The organism is Stenoxybacter acetivorans DSM 19021, from assembly GCF_000745895.1.
Classification (GTDB): Bacteria; Pseudomonadota; Gammaproteobacteria; order Burkholderiales; family Neisseriaceae; genus Stenoxybacter; species Stenoxybacter acetivorans.
In genome coordinates this window covers 47,560-71,091 of record NZ_JQKE01000004.1, presented here as the reverse complement: position 1 = coordinate 71,091, position 23,532 = coordinate 47,560, and the positions used below count along the sequence as shown (strand labels likewise).

The following is a 23,532-nucleotide window of genomic DNA, read 5'->3' as shown; positions in this document are numbered from 1 at the left end:
AATCAAACCATGTACGGCAAAAACCGAATTGCCTCGCTTTATTTACAATGACTGATGTTTTTGATTTTGAGCCAATGCGATGAAAAGCCATATCTTATGTGCAAAAACAGCAGTTTAGCCATAAAATAAAAAGCAGCTGCTGCAACCATCGCACTGTGCATAATACGGCAAAAAACAGGCTGACTGAAGTTTTCAGGCAGCCTGTTCCACATAATTACATCAATGCAGCAAAATACGATAATCCGCTTTTAAATCAATTGAATTGAAAATTAAATCACAACGTTGGATTGCCTCATCATTTGCAAACATCGGCAATCGCTGTTTTTTCGGTTCAAGTACCTCATGTTATATCCGCAACAAAGAAATACGCCGATGCAGAAATCCATTATTTGCCGTTCAATCATCTGAAAATGAAAGCGGTGCATCGTAATCACCCAAGTACTCACAATCCAAAACAGCTTCATCTCATGACCATAAGCAATTTTACCGTTTCAATGAACCATTCGGTCTTGGTCTAAATATCCACCTGTGCATTCAGCGCATTATTTTCAATAAACAAGCGGCGCGGTTCAACTTCATCACCCATAAGGGTAACAAATACATCATCGGCAACCATCGCATCTTCGATACGCACTTTCAATAAACGGCGCACTTTCGGATCCATGGTGGTTTCCCACAACTGATCAGGATTCATTTCACCCAAACCTTTATAGCGTTGAATACTGAGTCCTTTTTGGGCAGCACTCATTAATTTATCCAGTGCTTCGTCAAAACGGAAAACGGGGATGCGGTTGTCGCCTTTAACCAATTGCGCGCCCTCTCCTACTAACCCATTCAGTAGCGTAGCAGTTTGGCGGATAATTTGACCGGCTTTGCTGTCTGCAAATTTTTGGTTAAGGTAAGTTATGGCAGTATTACCGTGCAATTTACGGGTAATTTCGATGCTATTGACACCATCTGCGTCAGTGCGGCGCAATAAAACAATATCGCCGCCTTGCAGATGTCGGCTGATGCGGTCAATCGTGGTGTCCGTGCTGAGTTCTGTGCTGAAATCCAAATCAGCATCAATATCAAGCAAAACAGTAAGCACAGCGGCATCAATCAGGCGGCTTTCGCGGTGAACCATGCTTTTTGCCAGCAAAAATTGTTTGGCAATTTGTGCCAAAGCATCACCTTCTAATATCGTGTTGCCGCACACGATTTGTGCTTTATCCAAGGCAAGGCTGAGCAGAAATTGGTCTTTTTCCCATTCGTCCTTTAAGTAACGCTCTTGTTTGCCGTGTTTGGCTTTGTACAATGGCGGCTGGGCGATATAAATATGCCCGCGCTCTACCAATTCGGGCATTTGACGGTAGAAGAAGGTGAGCAATAAGGTGCGAATGTGCGCACCGTCCACGTCGGCATCGGTCATGATAATAATGCGGTGATAGCGCAGCTTATCGGGATTGAATTCTTCTTTGCCAATACCCGCACCCAGTGCCGTAATTAAAGTGGCGACTTCTTGGCTGGCAAGCATTTTTTCAAAACGCGCTTTTTCTACGTTTAAAATCTTGCCCTTGAGCGGCAAAATCGCTTGAAATTTTCGGTCTCGCCCTTGTTTGGCAGAACCGCCGGCGGAATCACCCTCCACCAGATAAAGCTCGGATAATGCGGGATCTTTTTCTTGGCAGTCTGCTAACTTCCCGGGCAACCCTAAACCGTCCATAACGCTTTTGCGGCGGGTAATTTCACGTGCTTTACGTGCCGCTTCACGGGCACGGGCGGCATCAACGATTTTGCCGGTAATGATTTTGGCTTCGACCGGATTTTCTTCCAAAAAATCAGTTAGGGTTTGGCTGATGATTTCATTCACCACCGCACCGATTTCACCGGAAACCAGCTTGTCTTTGGTTTGTGAAGAGAATTTCGGATCGGGCAATTTTACGGACAATACGCAAGTCAATCCCTCTCGCATGTCTTCGCCGCTGGTTTCCACTTTGGCTTTTTTGGCAACTTCGTTGGCTTCGATGTAATTATTCAGCGTGCGCGTCATCACTTGACGCAATGCGGTTAAGTGATTGCCGCCATCGCGCTGCGGAATATTGTTGGTGAAACATTGCACATTTTCTTGATAGCTGTCGTTCCACTGCATGGCACATTCCACACCCATGCCGTCTTTTTCACCGTTGGCATAAAACACTTTTTCATGTAACGCGTTTTTGTTGCGGTTCATGTATTGAACAAAACCCGCCACACCGCCGCTGAATGCAAAATTTTCATGGCGCCCATCGCGTTTATCAATTAATTCAATCGCCACACCATTGTTTAAAAAAGACAATTCACGAATACGTTTGGCAAGAATATCAAAGCTGTATTCCACCACACCAAAGGTATCCGTGCTGGCTAAAAATTGAACGCGTGTGCCTTGTTTGTCGGTATCGCCCAATATTTGCAAAGGAGCGACCACATCACCGCGGCTAAATGCCACGAAATGTTCTTTGCCATTGCGGTAAATGGTGAGTTTCAGCCAATCGGACAAAGCATTTACCACCGACACACCAACACCGTGCAAGCCGCCGGAAATTTTATAGCTGTTATTGTCAAACTTACCGCCGGCATGCAGCACAGTCATGATGACTTCTGCGGCAGAACGGTTTTCTTCGGCGTGAATATCGGTTGGAATGCCGCGTCCGTTGTCTTCAATCGTGATTGATTGGTCGGAATTAATGGCAACAGTGATGATGTTGCAATAGCCAGCCAGAGCCTCATCAATCGCATTATCCAACACCTCGAATACCATGTGGTGCAAACCCGTACCATCTTGGGTATCGCCGATATACATACCAGGGCGTTTGCGCACAGCGTCTAAACCTTTAAGGACTTTAATGCTGTCTGCACCGTATTCTTGCGCTTCATGTGTATTGGTCATAGAGATTCTTTATGCAATGGGAGAACGGTTTTCAGGCTGCCTGAAAGCCTGTATTCAAAGCCCTTTGTTTTATGGGATTGAACACGAGTTGAATGCCGTATGGCTTGGTCTGAAACCGATATTCAGAAACAGTTAATTATAGCAGGAAACAGCGGATTTTTCGAGATAAAGTCTGCTATTTCTCATACCAAAACAGCTGTCATTTTTCACAAAACAACTTTAATAAATACAAAATATTCAATACGCGGGTGTTTACCAAAATTCAATGCGCCCCGCCGCCTTTGCTGCTTTTAGTGCCAAACGGCGGTTTGGCAAACCACACCAGCACAATCAATATCAAAAACACAATACCGCACAGCCAAAACACATCGTTTGAACCCATGATGTGGCTTTGCTGCGCAATGATTTTGTCTAAATAACCCGCTTGCTGTGCGCCGTTCAAACCTATGTTATTCAAGCCCTTCAATGTTTGCTGTGCGGTGTCATTGTATGGCGTTACCGCTTCAACCAAACGCGAATGATGCAAGGCTTCCCTGTTATCCCACATATTGGTGATAATTGATGTGCCGATGCCGCCTGCCAGAATGCGGACAAAATTGGAAATACCGGCGGCAGAAGCAATTTGATGACCTGCCATGTGCGAAAGCGTAATGGTGGTCAATGGCATAAAAAACATTGCCACACCCAAGCCTTGGCAAAATTGCGGCCAGAACACCGACATAAAATCGGTTTGCGCCGTGAATTCGGATCGCCAAAAGAAACACGATGCGTAAATAGTAAAACTAAAAGTTACCAATACGCGCATATCCAAGCGATTGCCGAATTTACCAATAATGGGCGAGAGCAAAATCGGGAAAATACCAATGGGTGCGGTTGCCAAACCTGCCCATGTGGCAGTGTAGCCCAATTGAGTTTGCAACACCAAAGGCAACAGCACCACCGCACCCATATACACCATAAATGCGGCACTCGTGGTAATCACGCCAACGCTGAAATTACGGTCGCGAAATAACTGTAAATCCACAATCGGGTGTTTTTCGCCCCATTCCCAAATCACAAAATAGCTCAAACACACCGCCGACACCACGGCCAGCACCACAATTTCGGTAGATGAGAACCAGTCTGCATCTTCACCCAAATCCAGCATCATCTGCAAAGCGCCCACGCCCAACACCATTAACGCCAAGCCAATGCCGTCAATCGGCTGAATCACGCGCTCGGTTTCACGGTGTTTTAATTGCCGCCAGCTCACCCATGCCGCGGTTAAACCCACGGGGATATTGATGAAGAAAATCCAGCCCCAATGCCAATTATCGCTGATGATGCCGCCCAAAATCGGACCGACAATCGGCGCAACCACAATCGTCATTGACCACAACGCCAACGCCATAGAACGCTTTTCCGGCGGATACGCCGCCATCAACAGGCTTTGCGACAAAGGAATCATTGGTCCTGCCACCGCGCCTTGCAATATGCGGAACACCACCAAAAAGCCCAAACTCGGCGCGATGCCGCACAAAAGCGATGTCAGCACAAACAAAAGCGTGGCACCCACAAATACCCGCACCTCGCCGAACCGCCGCGCCAGCCAACCGGTGAGCGGCACGGAAATCGCATTCGCCACCGCAAACGAGGTAATCACCCACGTACCCTGACTGGTTGCCGCACCCAAATTACCGGCAATGGTGGGCAGTGCCACATTGGCAATGGTGGTATCCAGCACCTGCATAAATACCGCCAGCGACAATGCCAACGTTACCAATATCAAAGGCACACCGCTTAAAGGAGAATGTTTCATTCAGGCAGCCTTGATATTCAATGCGTATATTCTGTAAAAATATTGTCGATAACCTGCTCCACCGGCGACCAATCCACATCAGGCAACGCCTCGCCCTCAGGCAATACGGCGGCTGGCTGCATTGTTTGACCATTTTTATCACGCGTATCCACAGCCACATTCATTGACAAACCCACACGCAAAGGATGCGCCGCCAAATCTTTAGCGTTTAATTCGATACGCACCGGTACACGCTGCACCACTTTAATCCAGTTGCCGGTAGCGTTTTGTGCGGGCAGCAAGGAAAATGCAGAACCCGTACCGGCAGAAAAACCAACGACTGTGCCTTGGTATTTCACTTTGCTGCCGTAAATATCTGCGGTAATCAGTGCAGGCTGCCCCACACGCATGTCCACCAACTGTCCTTCTTTAAAATTAGCATCTACCCAAACTTTTTCCAAAGGGACGACCACCATTAATGGCGTACCCACTGCCACTTCCTGCCCCAATTGGACATTGCGTTTTGCCACTTGCCCTGCCATCGGCGCGGCAATATGGGTGCGCCGTAAATTCAACCAAGCATTTTTTACATGGCTTACGGCAGTCAATACTGCCGGCTGTTCACGTAGCGGTACATTGCGTCCCAGCACCGCTTCAGCGGAGCGTTGCTGCGATTGCGCAGCAAGCAATGCTGCTTTCGCCTCTGCCACCGCCGCGCGGGCATGACTCAATTCTTCTGCTGAAATCGCACCCGCTAATTGCTCACGCCGCCGTAAATCGGCTTGTAAACGCGCCAATTGCGCTTGCTGCGAAGTAACCTGTGCTTGCGTTTGATCACGTGAGGCATGTTGCTGCTGATTTTGACGTATCGTGTTGATTAACTCATTTTGCGCCCGTTCATAGGCAAGCTTCATGTCGGTATCGTCTAGCTTCACCAACATTTGCCCTGCTTTTACGCTTTGGGTGTCTTCCACGGCAACTGCCTGCACCGTGCCGCTGATTTGCGGGGTAATCTGAACCAAATACCCGTTCACATAAGCATCATCGGTTTCTTCGTTGTGCTGCCACACTAAAAAATACATCAGCGTGAAACCAACCGCCAACAGCAACAAGGTAATGCTCAAAATAATCAGATTGCGTTTACGCCGAATGGAATCAATGGATTGTCGTTGCGGTGCTGTTGACACAGCTCGGGTTTCAGAGGAACTCATGATGATTGATTTTCTTTTTTCTTGATAAAAATACAATAGGAAATAATTTTGACAACAGAGTGAAAGCAATATCAGCAATGCCAATAACAAAGCCACCGACACGCCTGTTAATACAGCATCTTTGCCCGTTAATATTAATAGTACAATTCGTCAGTTGTATTAAGCTGGCAGCATATTACACCTTGGGGCATCTTTATTTCAAGAAAGCACTCGATATTGTGAACTGAGCTTACCAACGCTGTTTCTCTGATTTCAGGTAGCCTGAAAAGCCAAATATTTATTGCTTCAAATTGCATTAATTTGCAGTTTAATGGCTTATTTTTCCGAAAACAGTGCAATATTGACCAGCTGCTGCCGTTCTATTGAACAGCATTGATTTATCATTTATGGCTTGAGTATTTTTACTCAGGCTGCCTGAAAGCATTTAATTAGTAATGATATTTGACAACCAAAATACACGGTTTGCTTGTTTTATTCTGTCGGCACAAACATTCAAACCGATGCAATAATTTTACTTTACGTGCGTTAAGTGAATTGTGGTGTTTTGAAGGAATAAAAGTGCCTGCTTGTTCAAACGATGGATTGATTTTTCCACTTTAGGCTATATTTGTCTGTTGTATCAAATTGAATAAAAGGATAAAAATGACAGCGATTTTAATTACTTTGGCATTGATTTTCTTGTGCGTCGGCCTATTGGGAACAATCATGCCTGCGGTACCCGGTTTGCCTTTAATGTTTGGCGGCACATGGCTTTTGGCTTACGCAACCCAATATCAAATCATCGGCACAACCACGTTGATTGTGCTTGCGGTGTTGGTAATCATTGGTTCGGCTTTAGATTATGTGGCAGGCTTATTGGGTGCGAAATTTTCCGGTGCGAGCAAACAAGCTCTGTGGGGCGCGTTGGCAGGTGGTGTTATCGGCATCTTTTTTGCCTTGCCCGGCATGATTATCGGACCATTGATTGGTGCGGCTATCGGTGAATTTTTGGCACGCCGTGATTTATTAACGGCAGGCAAAGTGGGCATAGCCACTTTTATCGGCTTTATCGTGGGTGTAGCAACAAAAATCGGTTGTGCGCTGGCAATATTATTGACCGTAGTAGCAATGTTTTTATGGCATTTGATCAGCGTCAGTGCATAGAGTAAGTCTAAATAACCAATTGAAAAATCGCCGCTTATTTTCTCTGATAAACGGCGGTTTCGATTTATTTCAATGCGGATAAAATATCCTGTTTCACTTTTTCCACTGCTTGCGTACCATCGATTTTTACATAACGCGGCGCAGACTCGCCGCTCAACCGGCTGTAAAACCCCACCAATACTTCTGTTTGTTCATGATAAACCGCCAAGCGTTTTTTTACAGTTTCTTCTTTATCGTCATCGCGCTGCACCAGATCCTCACCGGTTACATCATCTTTACCTGCCGTTTTCGGCGGATTAAACACAATATGATAACTGCGCCCTGAAGCCAAATGTACTCGGCGGCCGGACATCCGTTCAATAATAGCAGCATCCGGTACATCAATTTCCACAACCGCATTTAATTCTACATTGGCTTCAATCATGGCTTGCGCTTGCGCCAATGTGCGCGGAAAACCATCAAACAAAAAACCATTGGCACAATCGTCTTCGGCAATGCGTTCTTTCACCAAGCCGATGATGATGTCATCACGAACCAAACCGCCCTCGTCCATAATTTTTTTTGCTTCCAAACCCAAGGGCGTTCCGGCTTTCACTGCTGCACGCAACATATCGCCGGTAGAAATTTGCGGAATACCGAAAGCCTGAGTAAGAAATTGTGCCTGTGTGCCTTTGCCCGCGCCGGGCGCGCCCAATAATAAGATTTTCATGTGTGTCTTTCTGTGTGAATTTTGTTGATATAGATCTGATAAATCAAAGGTAACATCTTAGTGCATTTTTACATTTATCTGCAAATCATGTTTATTTTTTGCCGCCGATTTTTTTATAAATTTACTGTAAATTCAAAAATATATCAAACAATTTATCCATAAATGAATAACCTCACCGCAGAGCAGCGAGGTATCTGCTAAAATAATTTCAGTTGTATATTATTATTATAAAGTTTTTATATCCCCTAATCCCTGCTTTTGTACACAGCGATTTATCATATATTCATCACCATGCTTAACTTACTACACTTGCAAAATAACCATTGTTCCAAAATTCTCCGCCCCATAACCTTTTTTTAACATCTGAACAACGTTTAAATATTTTCTTTGCCGTTAAACTCTTTATCAATGTAACCAATTTCATAATACTATGCGTTGGCACAGACTGAAGCAAAAAATGAACATGATCTTTATCTGCTCCAATCTCCAAAAATTTGACCTTGTACCTTAATTTTATTCCCAAACATACTTATCTTAATACCAAATCAACATTATCGTTTAACACTATCCTGTATACTTTTCCGGAAATACAAAGTGGTAAAGAAAAACTATTACATTATAATTCTTATATCGGTATATACTCATTTTCGAATTATACGCCGCAGAGCGGCGGGGAATATGACCCGAAGAGATTAAAGCCTATACCTATAATGGAATAATGGATTTTTACTTCGCAAATCACTTAACCATATGACTTAACGCAAATAAAATTTCGTCTTATCAGAATTGACAGCCAAACTGCATTCTTTTTCATTACACAGCAATCCAAAACAATCAAATCCTATACGGCAGGAAGCAGAATGAAAATTGTATCCATGTGCAGAAAATAGTCGTTTAGCTATAAATTGAGCAAAAAAAGAATTATAAACATGGTTAACATACAAAAAAAATTAAGCTAATCGACAGATTAGCTTAATTTAGTATTTGGTGGGTCGTGAGCGATTCGAACGCTCGACCAACGGATTAAAAGTCCGCTGCTCTACCGGCTGAGCTAACGACCCAATTTTGGCTCCCCGACCTGGGCTCGAACCAGGGACCTGCGGATTAACAGTCCGTCGCTCTACCGACTGAGCTATCGGGGAAAGAAGTCGGCATTATATGGACAGGCATTTAACTCGTCAATACCTAATCCAAATTTTTTAACATCTTTATCTGCGCAACCGATAAATCTTGAATCAACGAATAGCGGCGCAGCAAACATAAAGATAAAAAAACCGTTTTTTTGTCTGCCGCGCCAACAATTGCATTCACTTAAACCCGTTCAATGACCATCGCCAAACCTTGCCCCACCCCGATACACAAACTAATCACAGCATAACGTTGTTGGGTACGCTGCAATTGCCGTGTAGCAGTCAATGCCAATCGCGCACCGGACGCGCCCAAAGGATGACCAACGGCAATTGCACCGCCGTTGGGATTGACACGAGCATCGTCCAAAGGCAAGCCCAAGCCTTTTAAACAAGAAAGAACTTGTGTCGCAAAGGCTTCGTTTATTTCGATAATATCCATGTCGTTCAGGGTTAAATTCGCTCGAACCAAGGCCTTGCGTATGGCTTCCACAGGTCCCACGCCCATAATACGCGGTTCAACACCGGCAGCGGCGGCGGATAAGATACGTGCCATGGGTTGAATGCCGCGCCGTTCACCAATTTGGCGGTTGCCGATAAACAATACACCCGCGCCGTCATTTACGCCCGAAGCATTGCCCGCCGTAACCACACCACCTTCAAACAGCGGTTTTAATTTGGATAACGCTGCAAAATCAGAAGCGGGGCGAGGATGTTCGTCTTCACTGATCAGTTTGGGCGGTGTTTTTCTCCCTGTGGACACAGACACGGCACAAATTTCGCCGTCAAAAAAACCATTTTGACGCGCCGTTTCATACTTGGCTTGCGAGGCAGCGGCAAAAATATCGGCTTCTTCGCGGCTGATACCGTATTCTTTTGCCACATTATCGCCTGTTTGCGGCATGGTATCGTTGCCGTATTGTGCAACCAAACGCGGATTGGGAAAACGTGCGCCGATGGTGGAATCAAATACCACCATATCACGGCTGTAGGCAGATTCGGCTTTGGCAATGACAAACGGTGCGCGCGACATGCTTTCAACACCGCCTGCCAAATACAATTCACCCTCTTGGCAAGTAATGGCACGTGCCGCATCAATCACTGCCGCCAAACCGCTGGCACAAAGCCGATTAACGGTTTGTCCGGGCGTGGTATGGGGCAGCCCTGCCACCAATAACGCATTGCGTGCCACATTGCGTGCGTCTTCACCCGCTTGATTGGTCGAACCCAAAATCACGTCTTCAATATCGGCTGCCTGAAACGGGCTGTTATCCAACAATTGACGCATCACGCCCGCCACCAAATCGTCGGCACGTACACTTGCCAACGCGCCTGCATGACGACCAAACGGGGTGCGCAAACCCTCATAAATAAAAGCGTCTAACATGATTTACTCCGAAATTAGGTAATTGATTAAAAATAGGGGTGCCGCACGTTGATCTTGCCCTTAGCTTCAGCACTCGGATAAAGCCGCCGATTGAATGGAATACGGTTTTCAGGGGTAACATACCGTGCAATACATGCTGAATCATGTACCGGCATCTTTTCAGGCAACCTGTGCAGCTATGCGAATGACAATCAGCAACCGCTCAATCATTTCTGAAGCAAATTACCGCACCGCTGCATTCTCGCTGCAATAGCGAACACAGCCTTTGCAGACATGAAAAGCTGCCTGAAACAACAACACTACCCAACTGCCGCCGTTTCTTCCTGCACCAGCGGTATGCCCAATAAAGCACGGCGGCGCAGCCACGGGCTGGGGCGATAGCGCGGGTCTTTGCTTGCCTCGAAAATGTGCGTCAACACCGTTAGAACACGCGGCGCAGTCAGTAAATCACCCCACGCCAAAGGACCGTACGGGTAGCCCAAGCCCAGACGCACCGCCAAATCAATGTCTTTCACACCCGCAATTTGTTGCTGCGCAATGTCGGCAGCTAAATTCACAATGCTTGCCAAAACACGTTGTGCCACAAAGCCGTTGCTATCGTGAATCACCGTAACACCAACACCGTCTTGAGCAAATAAAGCATGCACAGCATCGCGTGTGTGCTTTGCCGTAATTGGGGTGAGCATTAACGTGCGGTGTTTGGCAGGGTTGCACCACAAATCAATACACACTGTTTGCGCAGGATTTACCTGATAACGCAATGCGGCAGTGGTTGCGTCTTCGCCCCAAGCAGCAAGCAAACAAACAGAAGCAGGTTGCGGTGCTGCACCCTCGTCCAATACACCGCCTGCATTTTGCACCAAAGTCCGTAGCTGCTCGCGATCTGCATCACACTCCGCACCCAGCCACACAGCGGGAATATTGTTCACTTCGGGAACAGGCTGCGGCGGTGCAGGGTTAAGCATCACGCCTTTATCGTAGCGGTAGAAACCCTCATTGGTTTTCCGCCCGAGTAAACCTGCCGTAAGCATTTGGCGGGTGCGCGGGTGCGGACGATAGCGCGGGTCTTGATAAAACTGGTTGTAAATGGATTCCATAGCGGGGTGGGAAACGTCTAAAGCGGTCAAATCCAAGAGTTCAAACGGTCCCATGCGAAAGCCCGCGCCTTCGCGCAAAATGCGGTCAATGTCGCCCACACTTGCCACACCCTCACCCAGAATTTTCAAGGCTTCGGTACCGTAAGCACGCCCTGCGTGATTGACGATAAAGCCCGGGGTATCTTGCGCACGCACACCCGTGTGTCCCATTTTTTCCGCCAAGGCTTGCAGGGTATTGCATACGCTTATATCGGTTTTAATGCCCGGAATGATTTCCACCACTTTCATCAGCGGCACTGGGTTAAAAAAGTGAAAGCCGGCAATGCGTTCAGGGTGTTGCATACCTGCGGCAATCGCGCTTACCGACAACGATGAAGTGTTGGACGCGATAATGGCATCAGTGCGCACAATGGCTTCCAGCTGCTGCACCAAATCACGTTTTGCTTCCAAATTTTCAACAATGGCTTCCACCACCAAATCACAGGGCGATAAAGCAGTTAAGTTTTCTGCTGCCGTCAAACATGCCGCACTTTGCCGTGCCGCTTCAGCAGTGATTTTCCCTTTTTCAGCCAACCGATTTAAAGTATTGGTTAAATTATTTTTCGCCGTTTGCGCACCGCCCTCGCGCGCATCAAACAGCAGCACATGAATTCCTGCTTGCGCTGCAATTTGGGCAATACCCGCACCCATAATGCCGGTGCCGACAATACCCATCATATTGATTTCGCTGACTGCCATGTTTATTCTCCCTGATAATTCGGGGTGCGTTTTTCCACAAATGCGTTTGCACCCTCTTTTTGATCTTGTGAGCTAAACAGCAACTGAAATGCTTTGCGCTCCAAGGTTAAAGCCGCATCCAAAGGCAAATCCATTCCCGACAGCACCACTTCTTTGATTTGCGCAATGGCAATCGGCGGCATTTTGGCGATTTCCTGTGCCATTTCCACTGCCCGCGCCACCGTTTCTCCGTCGGCAACCATTTCACTCACCAAACCCATGCGCAAGGCTTCGGGTGCTTTAACCATACAACCGGTAAACAACAAGCGCATTGCTTGGAATTTACCAACGGCACGAATTAAGCGTTGTGTCCCGCCCGCGCCCGGCATCACGCCCACTTTGACTTCAGGCTGACCAAACCGTGCGCCCTCACCGGCAATGATGATGTCGGCATGCATTGCCAATTCACAGCCGCCGCCCAAAGCATAGCCGTTCACGGCGGCAATAATCGGCTTGGGGCAATCGGCTATGGCTTGCCAATAGCGTTCGGCATGACGCTGATACATACTGATGGTGGTGGCAGTGGTCATGTCTTTGATGTCTGCACCTGCCGCAAACACTTCATCGCCGCCGGTTAAAACAATGGCGCGAATGTCGGCATTGCCGCTCAATTCAGTAAACACGTGCGCCAATTGCCGGCGTACTTCATTATTCAACGCATTTCTGGCTTCAGGGCGATTTAAACGCACCAGCGCAACATATTGAGCAGGGTATTCGGTTAATACCACGCTGTTGATTGTTTCTTGCATGATGTTTCCTTTGCAGAACAGCCGATTCTGAAATTCTAAAAAGTTGCAGCATAAACCGCAGATTGGTGCGCCATGCACACCACAGCATGTTTTGTTTTTCAGGCTGCCTGAAACATCATGCCGATTACTGACTGCCAAACACAACGGTAATCACACATTCTGCTTTTCAGGCTGCCTGAAACACAGCCGCAACCAATTAAATTCACTCAATTCGACTTTTGCGGGTCAAACAATTTGTCTTTAATAAACAAGGCAGGGATTAAACCGCAAAGGAAATATGCACCGCCCATCACGAAAAAGCCCACCCCTATCATGCCTTTATCAGCAAGAAAACCGATCACAAACGGTGCAGCAGCAGCCATCACACGCCCCACGTTATACGCACCGCCCACGGCTGTACCGCGAATACGGGTCTCAAAACTTTCGGTCATGTAAGTGGCATTGACACCATAGGGAATACCATAAACAAAACCAAAGGCAATCATTAAGTAAATAATATTAGCGGGGGTACTGTACAACACGATTAAAGGGATACACACCGCTGCACCAATTGCGCCAAACGCATACACAGCGCGTCTGCCAATGCGATCCGCTACCCAACCGGCGATGATTTTGCCCAGAATCATGGCAATGTAATAGCCCACCATGTACTCGGTCATTGTCTTAAACGCCATGCCGGTTTCTTGTTCCAAATAGGTTGGCAGCCAAGTGGCAATGCCGTAATAACCGAATTGCAAAAAGCCGGCGGTAAGACACCACAAGATGAACATGGTACGCACAGCAGGGTTGCTGAAAATGGTTTTGTAGGCATTTTCGGTTTTTTCCACCACTTGATTGGCAAGCCCCGCCGCTTTTTGCTGCAGCCGTTTGGCATTGGCGGCAATCCAAGCCTGCGGTTCCGGCACAATCCACTGCATGGCAAATGCCAGCACCACCGGAATCAATGCGATGTAAAACAACCAACGCCAGCCATATACAGGAATAATCGCACGTGCCAGAAGAGTTGCCACCAAATAACCGACCGACCAACCCGCCTGCAAGGTACCCAATACGGTGGTGCGGTATTTTGTCGGCACATACTCTGCCATCAATGTGTTACAAGTTACATACGCTGCACCCAAACCCAAAGCGGCAATAAAACGGAATATGGCAAACTGCCAATAGCTTTGGGTTGCGCCCAAAACAGCTGTGCCTACCGAGAAAATAATCGTACACCACACCACGGTTTTCACGCGCCCAAAGCGGTCTGCCGCCCAGCCGCCGTAAATGCCGCCGATTGCCATGCCCACCAGTGTAATCGTACCCAGTGAACCGACTTGCGACGAATCTAAGCCGAATTCTTTTTTCAATGAAGTTAGACTGTAAGACAAAAACATCAAATCAGCACCGTCCATCATCAGCACCAAAAAGCCGAAGATGAACACGGCAATCCAAATCTTGCCGCCGGGCTGTTGTTGTGTTGCTGTGGTTGTATTCATGACTTATCTCCTGTTTTTTATTTGGATATTTCAGTGGCTGTTTGAGTCAAACACACTAAAACGTAAAATATATATTTCTTAATCGGGTACCGCGGGTGTAAAAACCAATACAAAACACGATAACAATGCTGTATTTGCATATAAAACGTGGGTATAAATACCGTGAGTAATGATTTTTAAAACCATTTGGTTATCAAATTGGTCTTAATTGAAAAATCATTGGCTGCTTGATTTTTCGTTTGCTTCATTTCTGTGGTTTGGTGTTGTATTTTTGCGCGAAGTTATTTCTCCTTCAAACAAAGCGGCAAATGAAATAAAAGGCTGCCTGAAAACCTTTTCAGGCAGCCTGTGATTAAGCCTGCAAATCTTTCACCATGTTTCGTGCAATCACGATTTGCTGAATTTGCGTGGTGCCTTCGTAAATGCGGAATAAACGCACATCACGGTAGAACCGCTCAATCGGATACTCGGCGATATAACCCGCACCGCCGAAAATTTGCACCGCACGGTCTGCCACCCGTCCGCACATTTCAGATGCAAACATTTTGCAGCACGAAGCCTCGGTGGACACCGATTCACCGCGATCACGTTTGCGGGCGGCTTCCAAAATCATGGAGCGGGCTGCGTAGATTTCGGCTTTGCTGTCTGCCAGCATCGCTTGAATCAGCTGAAATTCAACAATTGGTTTACCGAATTGCTTGCGTTCAACAGCGTAGTGCAAGGCATCATTTAACATGCGCTCTGCCGCGCCGGTGCAAATAGAAGCAATGTGCAGCCTGCCTTTGTCCAACACTTTCATGGCTGTGCCGAAACCCACGCCCTCTTGTCCGCCGATGATATTGGCGGCGGGAACACGGCAATTTTCAAAAATCACGTCGGCAGTGTGTGCGCCTTTTTGTCCCATTTTTTTATCGGCTTTACCCACAGTCAGCCCGGGCGTGCCGCGTTCTACGATAAAAGCCGTAATGCCTTTCGCACCCTTAATCTCGGGATTGGTTCGCGCCATCACGGTGAATATACTTGCTTCAGGCGCATTGGTGATGAAGCGTTTTGTGCCGTTTAACACATAAAAATCACCGTCTCGTTTGGCAGTGGTGCGCAGCGAAGCGGCATCTGAACCCGAATCCGGCTCAGTTAAAGCAAACGAAGCAATCAATTCACCTGCCGCCAGCTTGGGCAAATAGTGTTGTTTTTGCGCTTCCGTGCCGTCCACAATAATGCCTTGTGAACCGATGCCGTTGTTGGTGCCAATCAGGGAACGAAAACACGGAGAGGTTTTGGCGATTTCAAAACCCACCATCACTTCTTCTTCCATGGTTAAGCCCAGCCCGCCGTATTCCTCGGGAGTGCTCAAACCAAATAAGCCCATTTCTTTCATTTCAGAAACAATGTCTGCCGGAATTTCATCGGTTTCGGCAACGGTTTCTTCCGCCGGTATCAGCCTTTCTTTAACAAAGCGCGATATGGTATCCAGCAAAATTGATAAGGTTTCTTGATCGCGAATCATGTTTTTTCCTTTATGATTTTCAGCGGGATTGTCCGCCGATGCTATTAACGATATTGACCAAACGCGGACCAATATCGCTTTTCAAACGATCTTCAGTCAGCAAAAATGCCGCACCGCCGCAGCTGAACGACATCAAAGTGCCGTCGTGATCACGAAACGGCACAGCCACCGCACTCACATCTTTTTCCCACTGCGCAATGGAAACACAAAACCCATGAACAGCACAGTGATGCAAATTTTGTTCAATGGATTCTTGCATTTGCGGCCATGCCGAACCGGCACGTTCACTCAATTGTCCCATTAAAAATGCCCGCTCGTTTTCAGGCAGCCCTGCTAAATAAGCATGACCCAATGCCGTTAAGCCCATTGGCAAGCGTGAACCGACACCTCGCCTCATGCCCAATGGTGCGGTGCTGCGCACGGTTTCCACATACACCATACTTAGACGGTCTCGCATGCCGATGGACACGGAAGCTTGTGAATATTCCGCCAATTCCTGCAACATCGGGCGTACCATTTGGCGTAAACCAATGTTAGACAGCATGGCATATCCCAGCGACAACACACCTATGCCCAAACTGTATTTGGACAACTCCGGCGAATAATCCAGGTAGCCCAGCGTTACCAAAGTGCCTGCCAAACGCGAAACCGACGGCTTCGGAATCCCCGAACGGCGTGATAATTCCGCCACACCCAAATACCGTTCACCCGGACTGAAACAACGTAAAATTTCCAATCCTCGTGCCAGCGCAGTAACAAACTGCCTCTCTTTTTCGCCGCTTCCTTCATTGAAACGGGCGATGTCATTATTGATGTAGTCAGTCATACTCAAATCATTCATTTATGTTGTATTTATTATGTTGTCTTACCAAACCCATTTTTCACAGTCAAAAAACAAGATGCCATACGGCCAACTACTTGTTACAAGTGAAAAACGATTCACTGCCGCAGAAATTTACCCGCCGCTTTAATTTCTCAATGCAGATGCACTTAACCCACAAGCAGTAAATTTCAACCGTAACCGTATTTATTTGCCTTTTGCGGCGTTTTATTTTGTTTTGTTACAGCAGACCAATGTCTCAATTCAGGCTTTATTCAACTTTGCACTTTCCGTGATAATTTTGCATACCTTTCTTCACCTCGTCAATAAAAATGAAATATCATTTCGCTATGCGGAATATTGTAAAAAATAATTAATAATAACTGCTTGTAAAATAATAATATATTATTTATCAAAAAATTATTATTTTATTGAATTTACAAATGCCAATACTTTATTTAGAATTTAAACTTAATAATGACATTGTGTTCTGCATGGCGAAATAATATTCTGCAATGCGAACAAACTACATCACACCAAATTCTTACGCAGATGTATTTTTTAACTGAATCCTTTATTGGAGAATGATGATGAGCGGTGCATTAAGCGGTATTCGCGTATTGGACTTATCCCGGGTGCTGGCAGGACCGTGGTGCGGACAAATCTTGGCAGATTTGGGTGCGGAAGTAATCAAAGTGGAACGACCCGGTGCAGGCGATGACACGCGCGGCTGGGGACCTCCCTATTTGAAAGACAAAGACGGTAAAGAATGCACTGCGGATTCTGCTTATTATCTGGCGGCAAACCGCAATAAAAAATCGCTGACTCTGAATTTATCCAAGCCGGAAGGACAAGCCTTGGTGCGTGAATTGGTGAAAAACAGTGATGTATTTATCGAAAACTACAAAGTCGGCGACATGAAACGCTACGGCTTGAGCTATGACGATTTAAAAATCATCAATCCGCGCCTGATTTACTGCTCCATTACCGGCTTTGGGCAGGACGGTCCGCTTTCTTCTTTGGCAGGTTATGATTTTGTTGTACAAGGCATGGGCGGCTTGATGAGCATCACCGGCGAGCGCGACGATTTACCCGGCGGCGGTCCGCAAAAAGTCGGCGTGGCATTTGCCGATATTATGACCGGCATGTACGCAACCGTTGCCATTCTTGCCGCCATTAATCACCGCCACAGCAGCGGCGAAGGTCAATACATTGACACTGCCTTGCTTGATGTTCAGGTAGCCGCCTTGGCAAACATGAATATGAATTACTTGGTATCGGGCAATATTCCGAAACGCCAAGGCAATGCCCATGCCAACATCGTACCGTATCAAGTGTTCGATACCAAAGACGGGCAAATGGTGCTGGCGGTGGGCAATGACAGCCAATTTGCCAAACTTTGTGAAATTCTTGATCACCGAGAATGGGCAGCAGACGACCGCTTCAAAACCAATGCCGGACGTGTGCGCAACCGTGAAATTATTATATCCATGCTGCAATCTGCGTTATCAGAAAAAAATGTTGCCGATTGGATTAGCCCGCTGGAAAAAGCCGGTGTTCCGTGCGGCGCAATTAATAATATCGCCCAGACCTTTGCGCACCCGCAAGTTCAGCATCGCGGCATGAAAGTCGAACTGCCGCACCCGCTCACCGCCAACGGCAGCGTGCCGCTGGTTGCCAGCCCGCTGAAATTAAGCGGCTCACCGGTAGAATACCGCATGGCACCGCCAACATTGGGGCAGCATACCCATGAAATTTTGAGTGATTTACTCGGCATGGATGCCGCACAAATACAGACATTGGCAGAAAAAGGAATTGTTTAATTGCTTTGAATAAAGTAAAAATTAAAAAATCCAATCAAAACAGTTTCATCACTATTGACCTTCATATTTGGTTAAAATAAACCACAGTCGGAAAACATCGTGTGATAACTGAATTCAGACAAGACACAAGGAGTATCCATGAAAGCATTGGTTGCAGTAAAACGGGTGGTTGATTACAACGTCAAAGTGCGTGTAAAAACAGACGGTTCAGACGTGGACATCGGCAACGTTAAGATGTCAATGAATCCGTTTGACGAAATCGCGGTAGAAGAAGCCGTGCGCTTGAAAGAAGCGGGAAAAATCACCGAAATCGTGGTGGTATCTTTGGGTGTGAAGCAATGTGAAGAGACCTTACGCACGGCTTTGGCAATGGGTGCAGACCGTGCTGTTCACGTTGAAACCGATGAAAAACTCGAACCTTTAGCAGTGGCAAAACTGCTGAAAGCCATTGCCGACAGCGAAAAACCGGACTTACTGCTCTTGGGTAAACAAGCAATTGATGATGATGCCAATCAAACCGCACAAATGCTGGCAGCCCTGATGAACGCACCGCAAGGCACATTTGCCAGTAAAGTGGTCATCGGCGAAGGTGAAGTTTTGCTCACCCGTGAAATTGACGGCGGTTTGGAAACACTGGCATTAACTTTACCGGCGGTTATCAGCACCGATTTGCGCTTAAACGAGCCGCGCTACGTAAAATTACCCAACATCATGCAAGCAAAGAAAAAACCACTGGAGAAAAAAACCGCTGCTGAATTGGGCGTGGACATTACCCCGCGCTTGCGCCAAATCAAAGTGGCTGAACCCAAAACACGCACTGCCGGCGTAAAAGTAGAAAGCGTTGCCGAACTTGTCAGCAAATTAAAAAACGAAGCCAAAGTTATTTGAGGAATGATAATGACCATATTAATTATTGCCGAACACGACAACAATAAACTCAATCCCGCCACTTTACACGCCGTTACCGCCGCTGAAAAACTGGGTGAAGTACATGTTTTGGTTGCCGGCAGCCATGCGCAAAGCGTGGCAGAAGAAGCCAAACACATTAACGGTGTTGCCAAAATATTGCTCGCTGATGCCGAACACTACGCCAACGGGCTGGCTGAAGAAATCGCACCTTTGGTTGTAAGTATCGCCAAAGATTACAGCCACATCGCCGCCACGGCAACCGCGTTTGGCAAAAACCTGATGCCGCGCATCGCCGCATCGCTTGATTGTCCGCAAGTGTCTGATTTAACCGAGGTGGTGGACGCACATACTTTTGTGCGCCCAATTTACGCCGGCAACGCCTTTGCCACGGTACAAAGCGATGACAACCAATTGGTATTAACCATTCGCGCGACTGCGTTTGACGCAGCGGCAGCAACAGGCGGCAATGCCGTTGTGGAAAGTATTGCCGCTGCGCCGGTGCAAAACTTGAGCCGATTTGTCAGCCGCGAATTAACTCAATCAGACCGCCCTGAATTAACACAAGCCAAAATCATCGTTTCCGGCGGGCGAGCCTTGGGCAGTGCCGAAGAATTTAACCGCATATTGATGCCGCTGGCAGACAAATTGAACGCCGCCATCGGTGCATCTCGCGCCGCCGTGGACGCGGGCTACGCACCCAACGATTACCAAGTCGGACAAACCGGTAAAGTGGTTGCTCCCGAATTATATTTCGCCATCGGCATTTCCGGTGCAATACAACACTTGGCGGGCATGCAAGACAGCAAAGTCATCGTTGCCATCAATAAAGACCCGGACGCACCGATTTTTAATGTGGCAGATTATGGTTTGGTGGCGGATTTATTTACCGCCGTACCGGAATTAACAGCGGCTTTGGGCTGATATTCTTGCATCTAAAAAAACGAAAAACCGTAATACTGTATCAAAAAGCAACCGCACTTGTCTTGATAAAAACAAGTGCGGTTGCTTTTTTAGGAACAATATTACTGCCTCTAAAATCAAATTATCGTATTCAATTTTTCCCTTCCGCCAAAAATATTGCCAGCAAATCATTCAAAAAACGCTGCCCTAAAGCAGTGGGGTACAGACGGGCGGGGTTGCTGTCCAATAAACCGCGCTTAACGGCAGTGTCAATATTGCGGCTAATATTTGCCACACTCAAACCCGTGCGTTCAGTGAACAGAGCAGTGTCAACGCCTTCGGTTAAACGCAAAGCATTCATCATAAATTCAAACGGCAAATCGTGCGGGTGAATTTCTTTCCGCACAACGGCATCTTGCGGGCAAGATGACAGCATTGCCGCCAAATAATCTTTGGGGTGGCGGCTTTTTACGGTACGCAGAATACCGTTTGCCGATGAAATCTTGCCATGTGCGCCCGCACCGATGCCGAGGTAATCACCAAATTGCCAGTAATTCAGATTGTGGCGGCATGGCTGTGCGGCATCGCGGGCAAAAGCAGAGGTTTCATAACGATAAAACCCTGCCGAGCTTAACCGCCCATGCACGGCTTCTTCAATATCAGCAAGCGCATCTTCTTCAGGTAAGCCGGGCGGCGGCGTATGCCCAAATGCGGTATTCGGCTCTAAGGTAAGCTGATACGCGCTGATGTGGCGTACACCCGTGTTCATTGCCGTTTGAATGTCATTTAAGGCTGCCTGAACATTTTGTGCCGGCAAAGCATACATTAAATCAATATTCACTTTATCAAACAGCATCAATGCCGCTTCAATGGCAACCAAGGCTTCACGGTGGTTGTGAATACGCCCCAGAGCCGCAAGTGCCGCATCATTAAAACTTTGCACGCCAATCGACAGGCGATTAATCCCTGCTTGGCGAAATCCTTGAAAACGGACTTGCTCAAATGTTCCCGGGTTGGTTTCCAGTGTTATTTCGGCTTCAGGCAACACACGCAAGCGGGCGCGGATACCGCTTAATAATTCATCAATGGCTGCGGCTGAAAACAATCCCGGTGTACCGCCGCCGATAAAAATACTGCCAATTGACCTTCCCCACACCAGCGGTAATTCTTGTTCCAAATCCATCAGCAATGCCCGAATATAATCCTGTTCTGACAAACTGCCTTGCTGTGCGTGTGAATTGAAATCACAATACGGGCATTTCCGAACACACCACGGAATGTGAACATACAAGGATAAAGGCGGCAACTGGATCAGGGAAACAGAACGGCTGCCTGAAAAGAAATACCCCGCCTGCTCTTGCGCCGCATTAACAACTGTTGCCATTATTGGTTTTTTTCATTCAATAGATATTCACCGCAGATGCCAACCAATCGTTCCGCACACGCCAAACCTTCCTGAAAGGCTTCGGCAATGGCTTGCGCTTGGGCAGACAAATGCTTGGCATAAGACAAATGCCAAATCACGGCATTTTCTCGGTAACCATACGCCACACCAAATCCTTCACTTTCAACGGGGTTATAAATCAGCACGCCTGTTAAGCCAACCGCACCCAATGATGATGTTGAAAAGAAATTTTCTGATTCTTTTTGATAGGCTTGTCCGTTAAAAAACACTTGGGCAGCAGTTGATACGGATTTATCTTGTTCGGCTGCTAATTTCAATCCCAGCAGATGCCTGTCCACACCCAGCCCTTTTTTACACTGCTTGATGCGGTTTTTGTGTTCCTGTACCGCTGCTGCCAATAAAGCACTCAGAATCTCTTTTGATGCCGTACACCCGCCAAGCATCGCCGCTGCCAATGCCTGCATCTGCGCCGAAAAAGCCCTGACACATTCCGTTCTGCCATAAGCAAAATGCGGTACGGCAACGGCCTCATAAATGCTTCTTGGTTCACCCATTACTTTAAGAATGGCATACACATGAATCAGCTGGCATAAAGCATCTGCACCCACTGTTTTAATCACTTGCGGGTTTACGGCATATTTAAGTGATTGAATCACTGTATTTTGTGTTTTTTGAAGATAGTTTTGCTGATAAACCGCCAATTGTTTTTGCTGTTTTGTACTCAGGTTTTCGCTGATGCGCTGCGGCAATGCCCGAATAATGTTACCGCCAATGACGTTTGCATTATTTGCCATAAAGATTTGCACTTTCTGTAACAACGCAGTCAGCAATCCGGCATCTTGGTAGCTGTGTTCAAAATTTGCCCACAATCGGTTATTAAAAGTATTAAACACAAAGTGCATGGATTTAAACGGCCAGCCATGACTTCCGTTTAAAAACAAGGCTTGCCGCAAGGCTTCATTTTCGGTGTTTGCCGCTTCATCGATCAAGGTAATCGTAAACAATGATGATTCAATCGTCTCAAAATAATCCGCGTGGCTTTCTTTCAGCATTGTCCGCCATGCCGCCGCATCATCAATAGGCATAAATCCCGCCGCAGACAGCCTAATATCATTGTTTTGATGCGCCTTTGCTGTCAGCATACCGATGATGTCGGGCAATTGGGCTGCCTGAAAATCATTGTCTAAAACCTCAAGCCGATACAATTGATCGTGATGATAAACAGCAATGTGTTTGCTGTTTCTCGCAAAATACAGCATGTCTTCGCGCGGCTTGGGAATTCGGCAATAACCGCCCAATACGGCAAAAGGATTCATATCAATGGCACTGCCGCGCAGATCTGATTCAGGCGGATATTTTTTCTGCTGCCAAAGAGAAGCGATGTGTACCAAAGCATGAATAAAATGCTCTAAAAACGAAACATCTTTTTGAACTTCGGGGAAAATTTCAACAGCAAAATTGGCGGACAAGGTGAGCGGCTCGCGGGTGCTGAGATAGGAGTGAATCCAATCATCATACAACCAGCCTGTTGGTTGATTTTTCTGTTTTTCTGCCAACTGTGCTTGCCATTGTTCGGCATCGGGTTTTAAGCGCTGAATGGTTGCCGCGGTTTCTGCTTGCTGCTGTTCATTAAGAAAGGGCTGCGCCCAGTGTAAAAACCGAGGAAACGTATCGTCCAACGGCGGAAGCGGTAAAGGTGATAATTTTTGCATAGTGTTTTCTCGTTCATCTGATGACTGCATTGCCGATTATCCGCCCTTCATTATTAACGCCCTCGCTTTGCTGAACGCATTTTATGGTGATTT

General features: G+C 46.9%; 16 protein-coding genes, 2 tRNA genes and 1 pseudogene. 4 read left to right on the top strand and 15 right to left on the bottom strand.

The features are described 5' to 3' along the window. Positions 1 to 514: 514 nt before the first annotated feature. The 3 genes from gyrB to Q384_RS00315 form a co-directional block, all read right to left on the bottom strand. Positions 515 to 2,908 (bottom strand): DNA topoisomerase (ATP-hydrolyzing) subunit B, encoded by a 2,394-nt coding sequence (gene gyrB, locus Q384_RS00325; protein ID WP_037585240.1) that lies wholly within the window; start codon positions 2,906 to 2,908, stop codon positions 515 to 517. Between the two features lie 262 nt (positions 2,909 to 3,170). Further along, positions 3,171 to 4,706 carry a DHA2 family efflux MFS transporter permease subunit gene (locus Q384_RS00320; RefSeq protein WP_037585238.1) on the bottom strand — a complete coding sequence of 512 codons (1,536 nt, stop codon included), beginning with the start codon at positions 4,704 to 4,706 and terminating at the stop codon, positions 3,171 to 3,173. Positions 4,707 to 4,723: 17 nt separating this feature from the next. Next, positions 4,724 to 5,896, bottom strand: a complete 1,173-nt coding sequence (locus Q384_RS00315) for an HlyD/EmrA/EmrK family protein (RefSeq protein ID WP_051940212.1) — start codon at positions 5,894 to 5,896, stop codon at positions 4,724 to 4,726. 642 nt (positions 5,897 to 6,538) lie between these two features. Here Q384_RS00315 and Q384_RS00310 point away from each other — a divergent pair. Further along, positions 6,539 to 7,039: a DUF456 domain-containing protein gene (locus tag Q384_RS00310; RefSeq protein WP_037585237.1), complete on the top strand. Its 501-nt coding sequence runs from the start codon at positions 6,539 to 6,541 to the stop codon at positions 7,037 to 7,039. A gap of 64 nt (positions 7,040 to 7,103) precedes the next feature. Here Q384_RS00310 and adk read toward each other — a convergent pair whose 3' ends face one another. The 10 genes and pseudogenes from adk to Q384_RS00265 all read right to left on the bottom strand — a co-directional run bounded on the left by adk (position 7,104) and on the right by Q384_RS00265 (position 16,696). Beyond that, positions 7,104 to 7,748, bottom strand: a complete 645-nt coding sequence (gene adk / locus Q384_RS00305; protein WP_037585235.1) for an adenylate kinase — start codon at positions 7,746 to 7,748, stop codon at positions 7,104 to 7,106. Between the two features lie 225 nt (positions 7,749 to 7,973). After that, a pseudogene (gene tnpA, locus Q384_RS12830) lies at positions 7,974 to 8,393 on the bottom strand (IS200/IS605 family transposase). Positions 8,394 to 8,733: 340 nt separating this feature from the next. Then, a tRNA-Lys gene (locus Q384_RS00300) sits at positions 8,734 to 8,809 on the bottom strand. Between the two features lie 5 nt (positions 8,810 to 8,814). Beyond that, positions 8,815 to 8,890, bottom strand: a tRNA-Asn gene (locus tag Q384_RS00295). 169 nt (positions 8,891 to 9,059) lie between these two features. Next, positions 9,060 to 10,262, bottom strand: a complete 1,203-nt coding sequence (locus tag Q384_RS00290; RefSeq protein ID WP_037585233.1) for a 3-oxoadipyl-CoA thiolase — start codon at positions 10,260 to 10,262, stop codon at positions 9,060 to 9,062. Positions 10,263 to 10,561: 299 nt separating this feature from the next. Then, positions 10,562 to 12,097, bottom strand: coding sequence for a 3-hydroxyacyl-CoA dehydrogenase (locus tag Q384_RS00285; protein ID WP_037585231.1), 1,536 nt, complete (start codon positions 12,095 to 12,097; stop codon positions 10,562 to 10,564). A 2-nt stretch (positions 12,098 to 12,099) separates the two neighbouring features. Beyond that, positions 12,100 to 12,885 carry an enoyl-CoA hydratase gene (locus Q384_RS00280; RefSeq protein ID WP_037585229.1) on the bottom strand — a complete coding sequence of 262 codons (786 nt, stop codon included), beginning with the start codon at positions 12,883 to 12,885 and terminating at the stop codon, positions 12,100 to 12,102. A 206-nt stretch (positions 12,886 to 13,091) separates the two neighbouring features. After that, the gene (locus Q384_RS00275) at positions 13,092 to 14,363 is read right to left on the bottom strand and encodes an MFS transporter (RefSeq protein WP_037585228.1); all 1,272 of its coding nucleotides are present in this window, start codon (positions 14,361 to 14,363) and stop codon (positions 13,092 to 13,094) included. A gap of 352 nt (positions 14,364 to 14,715) precedes the next feature. Beyond that, positions 14,716 to 15,870 (bottom strand): acyl-CoA dehydrogenase family protein, encoded by a 1,155-nt coding sequence (locus Q384_RS00270; RefSeq protein ID WP_037585227.1) that lies wholly within the window; start codon positions 15,868 to 15,870, stop codon positions 14,716 to 14,718. Positions 15,871 to 15,889: 19 nt separating this feature from the next. Further along, positions 15,890 to 16,696, bottom strand: a complete 807-nt coding sequence (locus tag Q384_RS00265) for an IclR family transcriptional regulator (protein WP_051940207.1) — start codon at positions 16,694 to 16,696, stop codon at positions 15,890 to 15,892. 584 nt (positions 16,697 to 17,280) lie between these two features. On the opposite strand from Q384_RS00265, the gene Q384_RS00260 reads away from it, so the two are divergent. The 3 genes from Q384_RS00260 (at position 17,281) to Q384_RS00250 (ending at position 20,343) form a co-directional block, all read left to right on the top strand. Then, complete coding sequence (locus Q384_RS00260) at positions 17,281 to 18,513, top strand: CaiB/BaiF CoA transferase family protein (protein ID WP_037585226.1); 1,233 nt, start codon at positions 17,281 to 17,283, stop codon at positions 18,511 to 18,513. A 138-nt stretch (positions 18,514 to 18,651) separates the two neighbouring features. Next, complete coding sequence (locus Q384_RS00255) at positions 18,652 to 19,401, top strand: electron transfer flavoprotein subunit beta/FixA family protein (protein WP_037585224.1); 750 nt, start codon at positions 18,652 to 18,654, stop codon at positions 19,399 to 19,401. A 9-nt stretch (positions 19,402 to 19,410) separates the two neighbouring features. Beyond that, a complete protein-coding gene (locus Q384_RS00250; protein ID WP_037585222.1) occupies positions 19,411 to 20,343 on the top strand; it encodes an electron transfer flavoprotein subunit alpha/FixB family protein in 933 nt (310 codons plus the stop codon). Positions 20,344 to 20,473: 130 nt separating this feature from the next. Here the strand turns inward: Q384_RS00250 and hemW are convergent, their stop codons facing one another. Further along, positions 20,474 to 21,706 carry a radical SAM family heme chaperone HemW gene (gene hemW / locus Q384_RS00245; RefSeq protein ID WP_084224334.1) on the bottom strand — a complete coding sequence of 411 codons (1,233 nt, stop codon included), beginning with the start codon at positions 21,704 to 21,706 and terminating at the stop codon, positions 20,474 to 20,476. Then, positions 21,706 to 23,439 carry a choline/carnitine O-acyltransferase gene (locus Q384_RS00240; RefSeq protein WP_037585220.1) on the bottom strand — a complete coding sequence of 578 codons (1,734 nt, stop codon included), beginning with the start codon at positions 23,437 to 23,439 and terminating at the stop codon, positions 21,706 to 21,708. The genes hemW and Q384_RS00240 overlap by 1 nt, the downstream gene beginning before the upstream one ends. Positions 23,440 to 23,532: the final 93 nt, after the last annotated feature.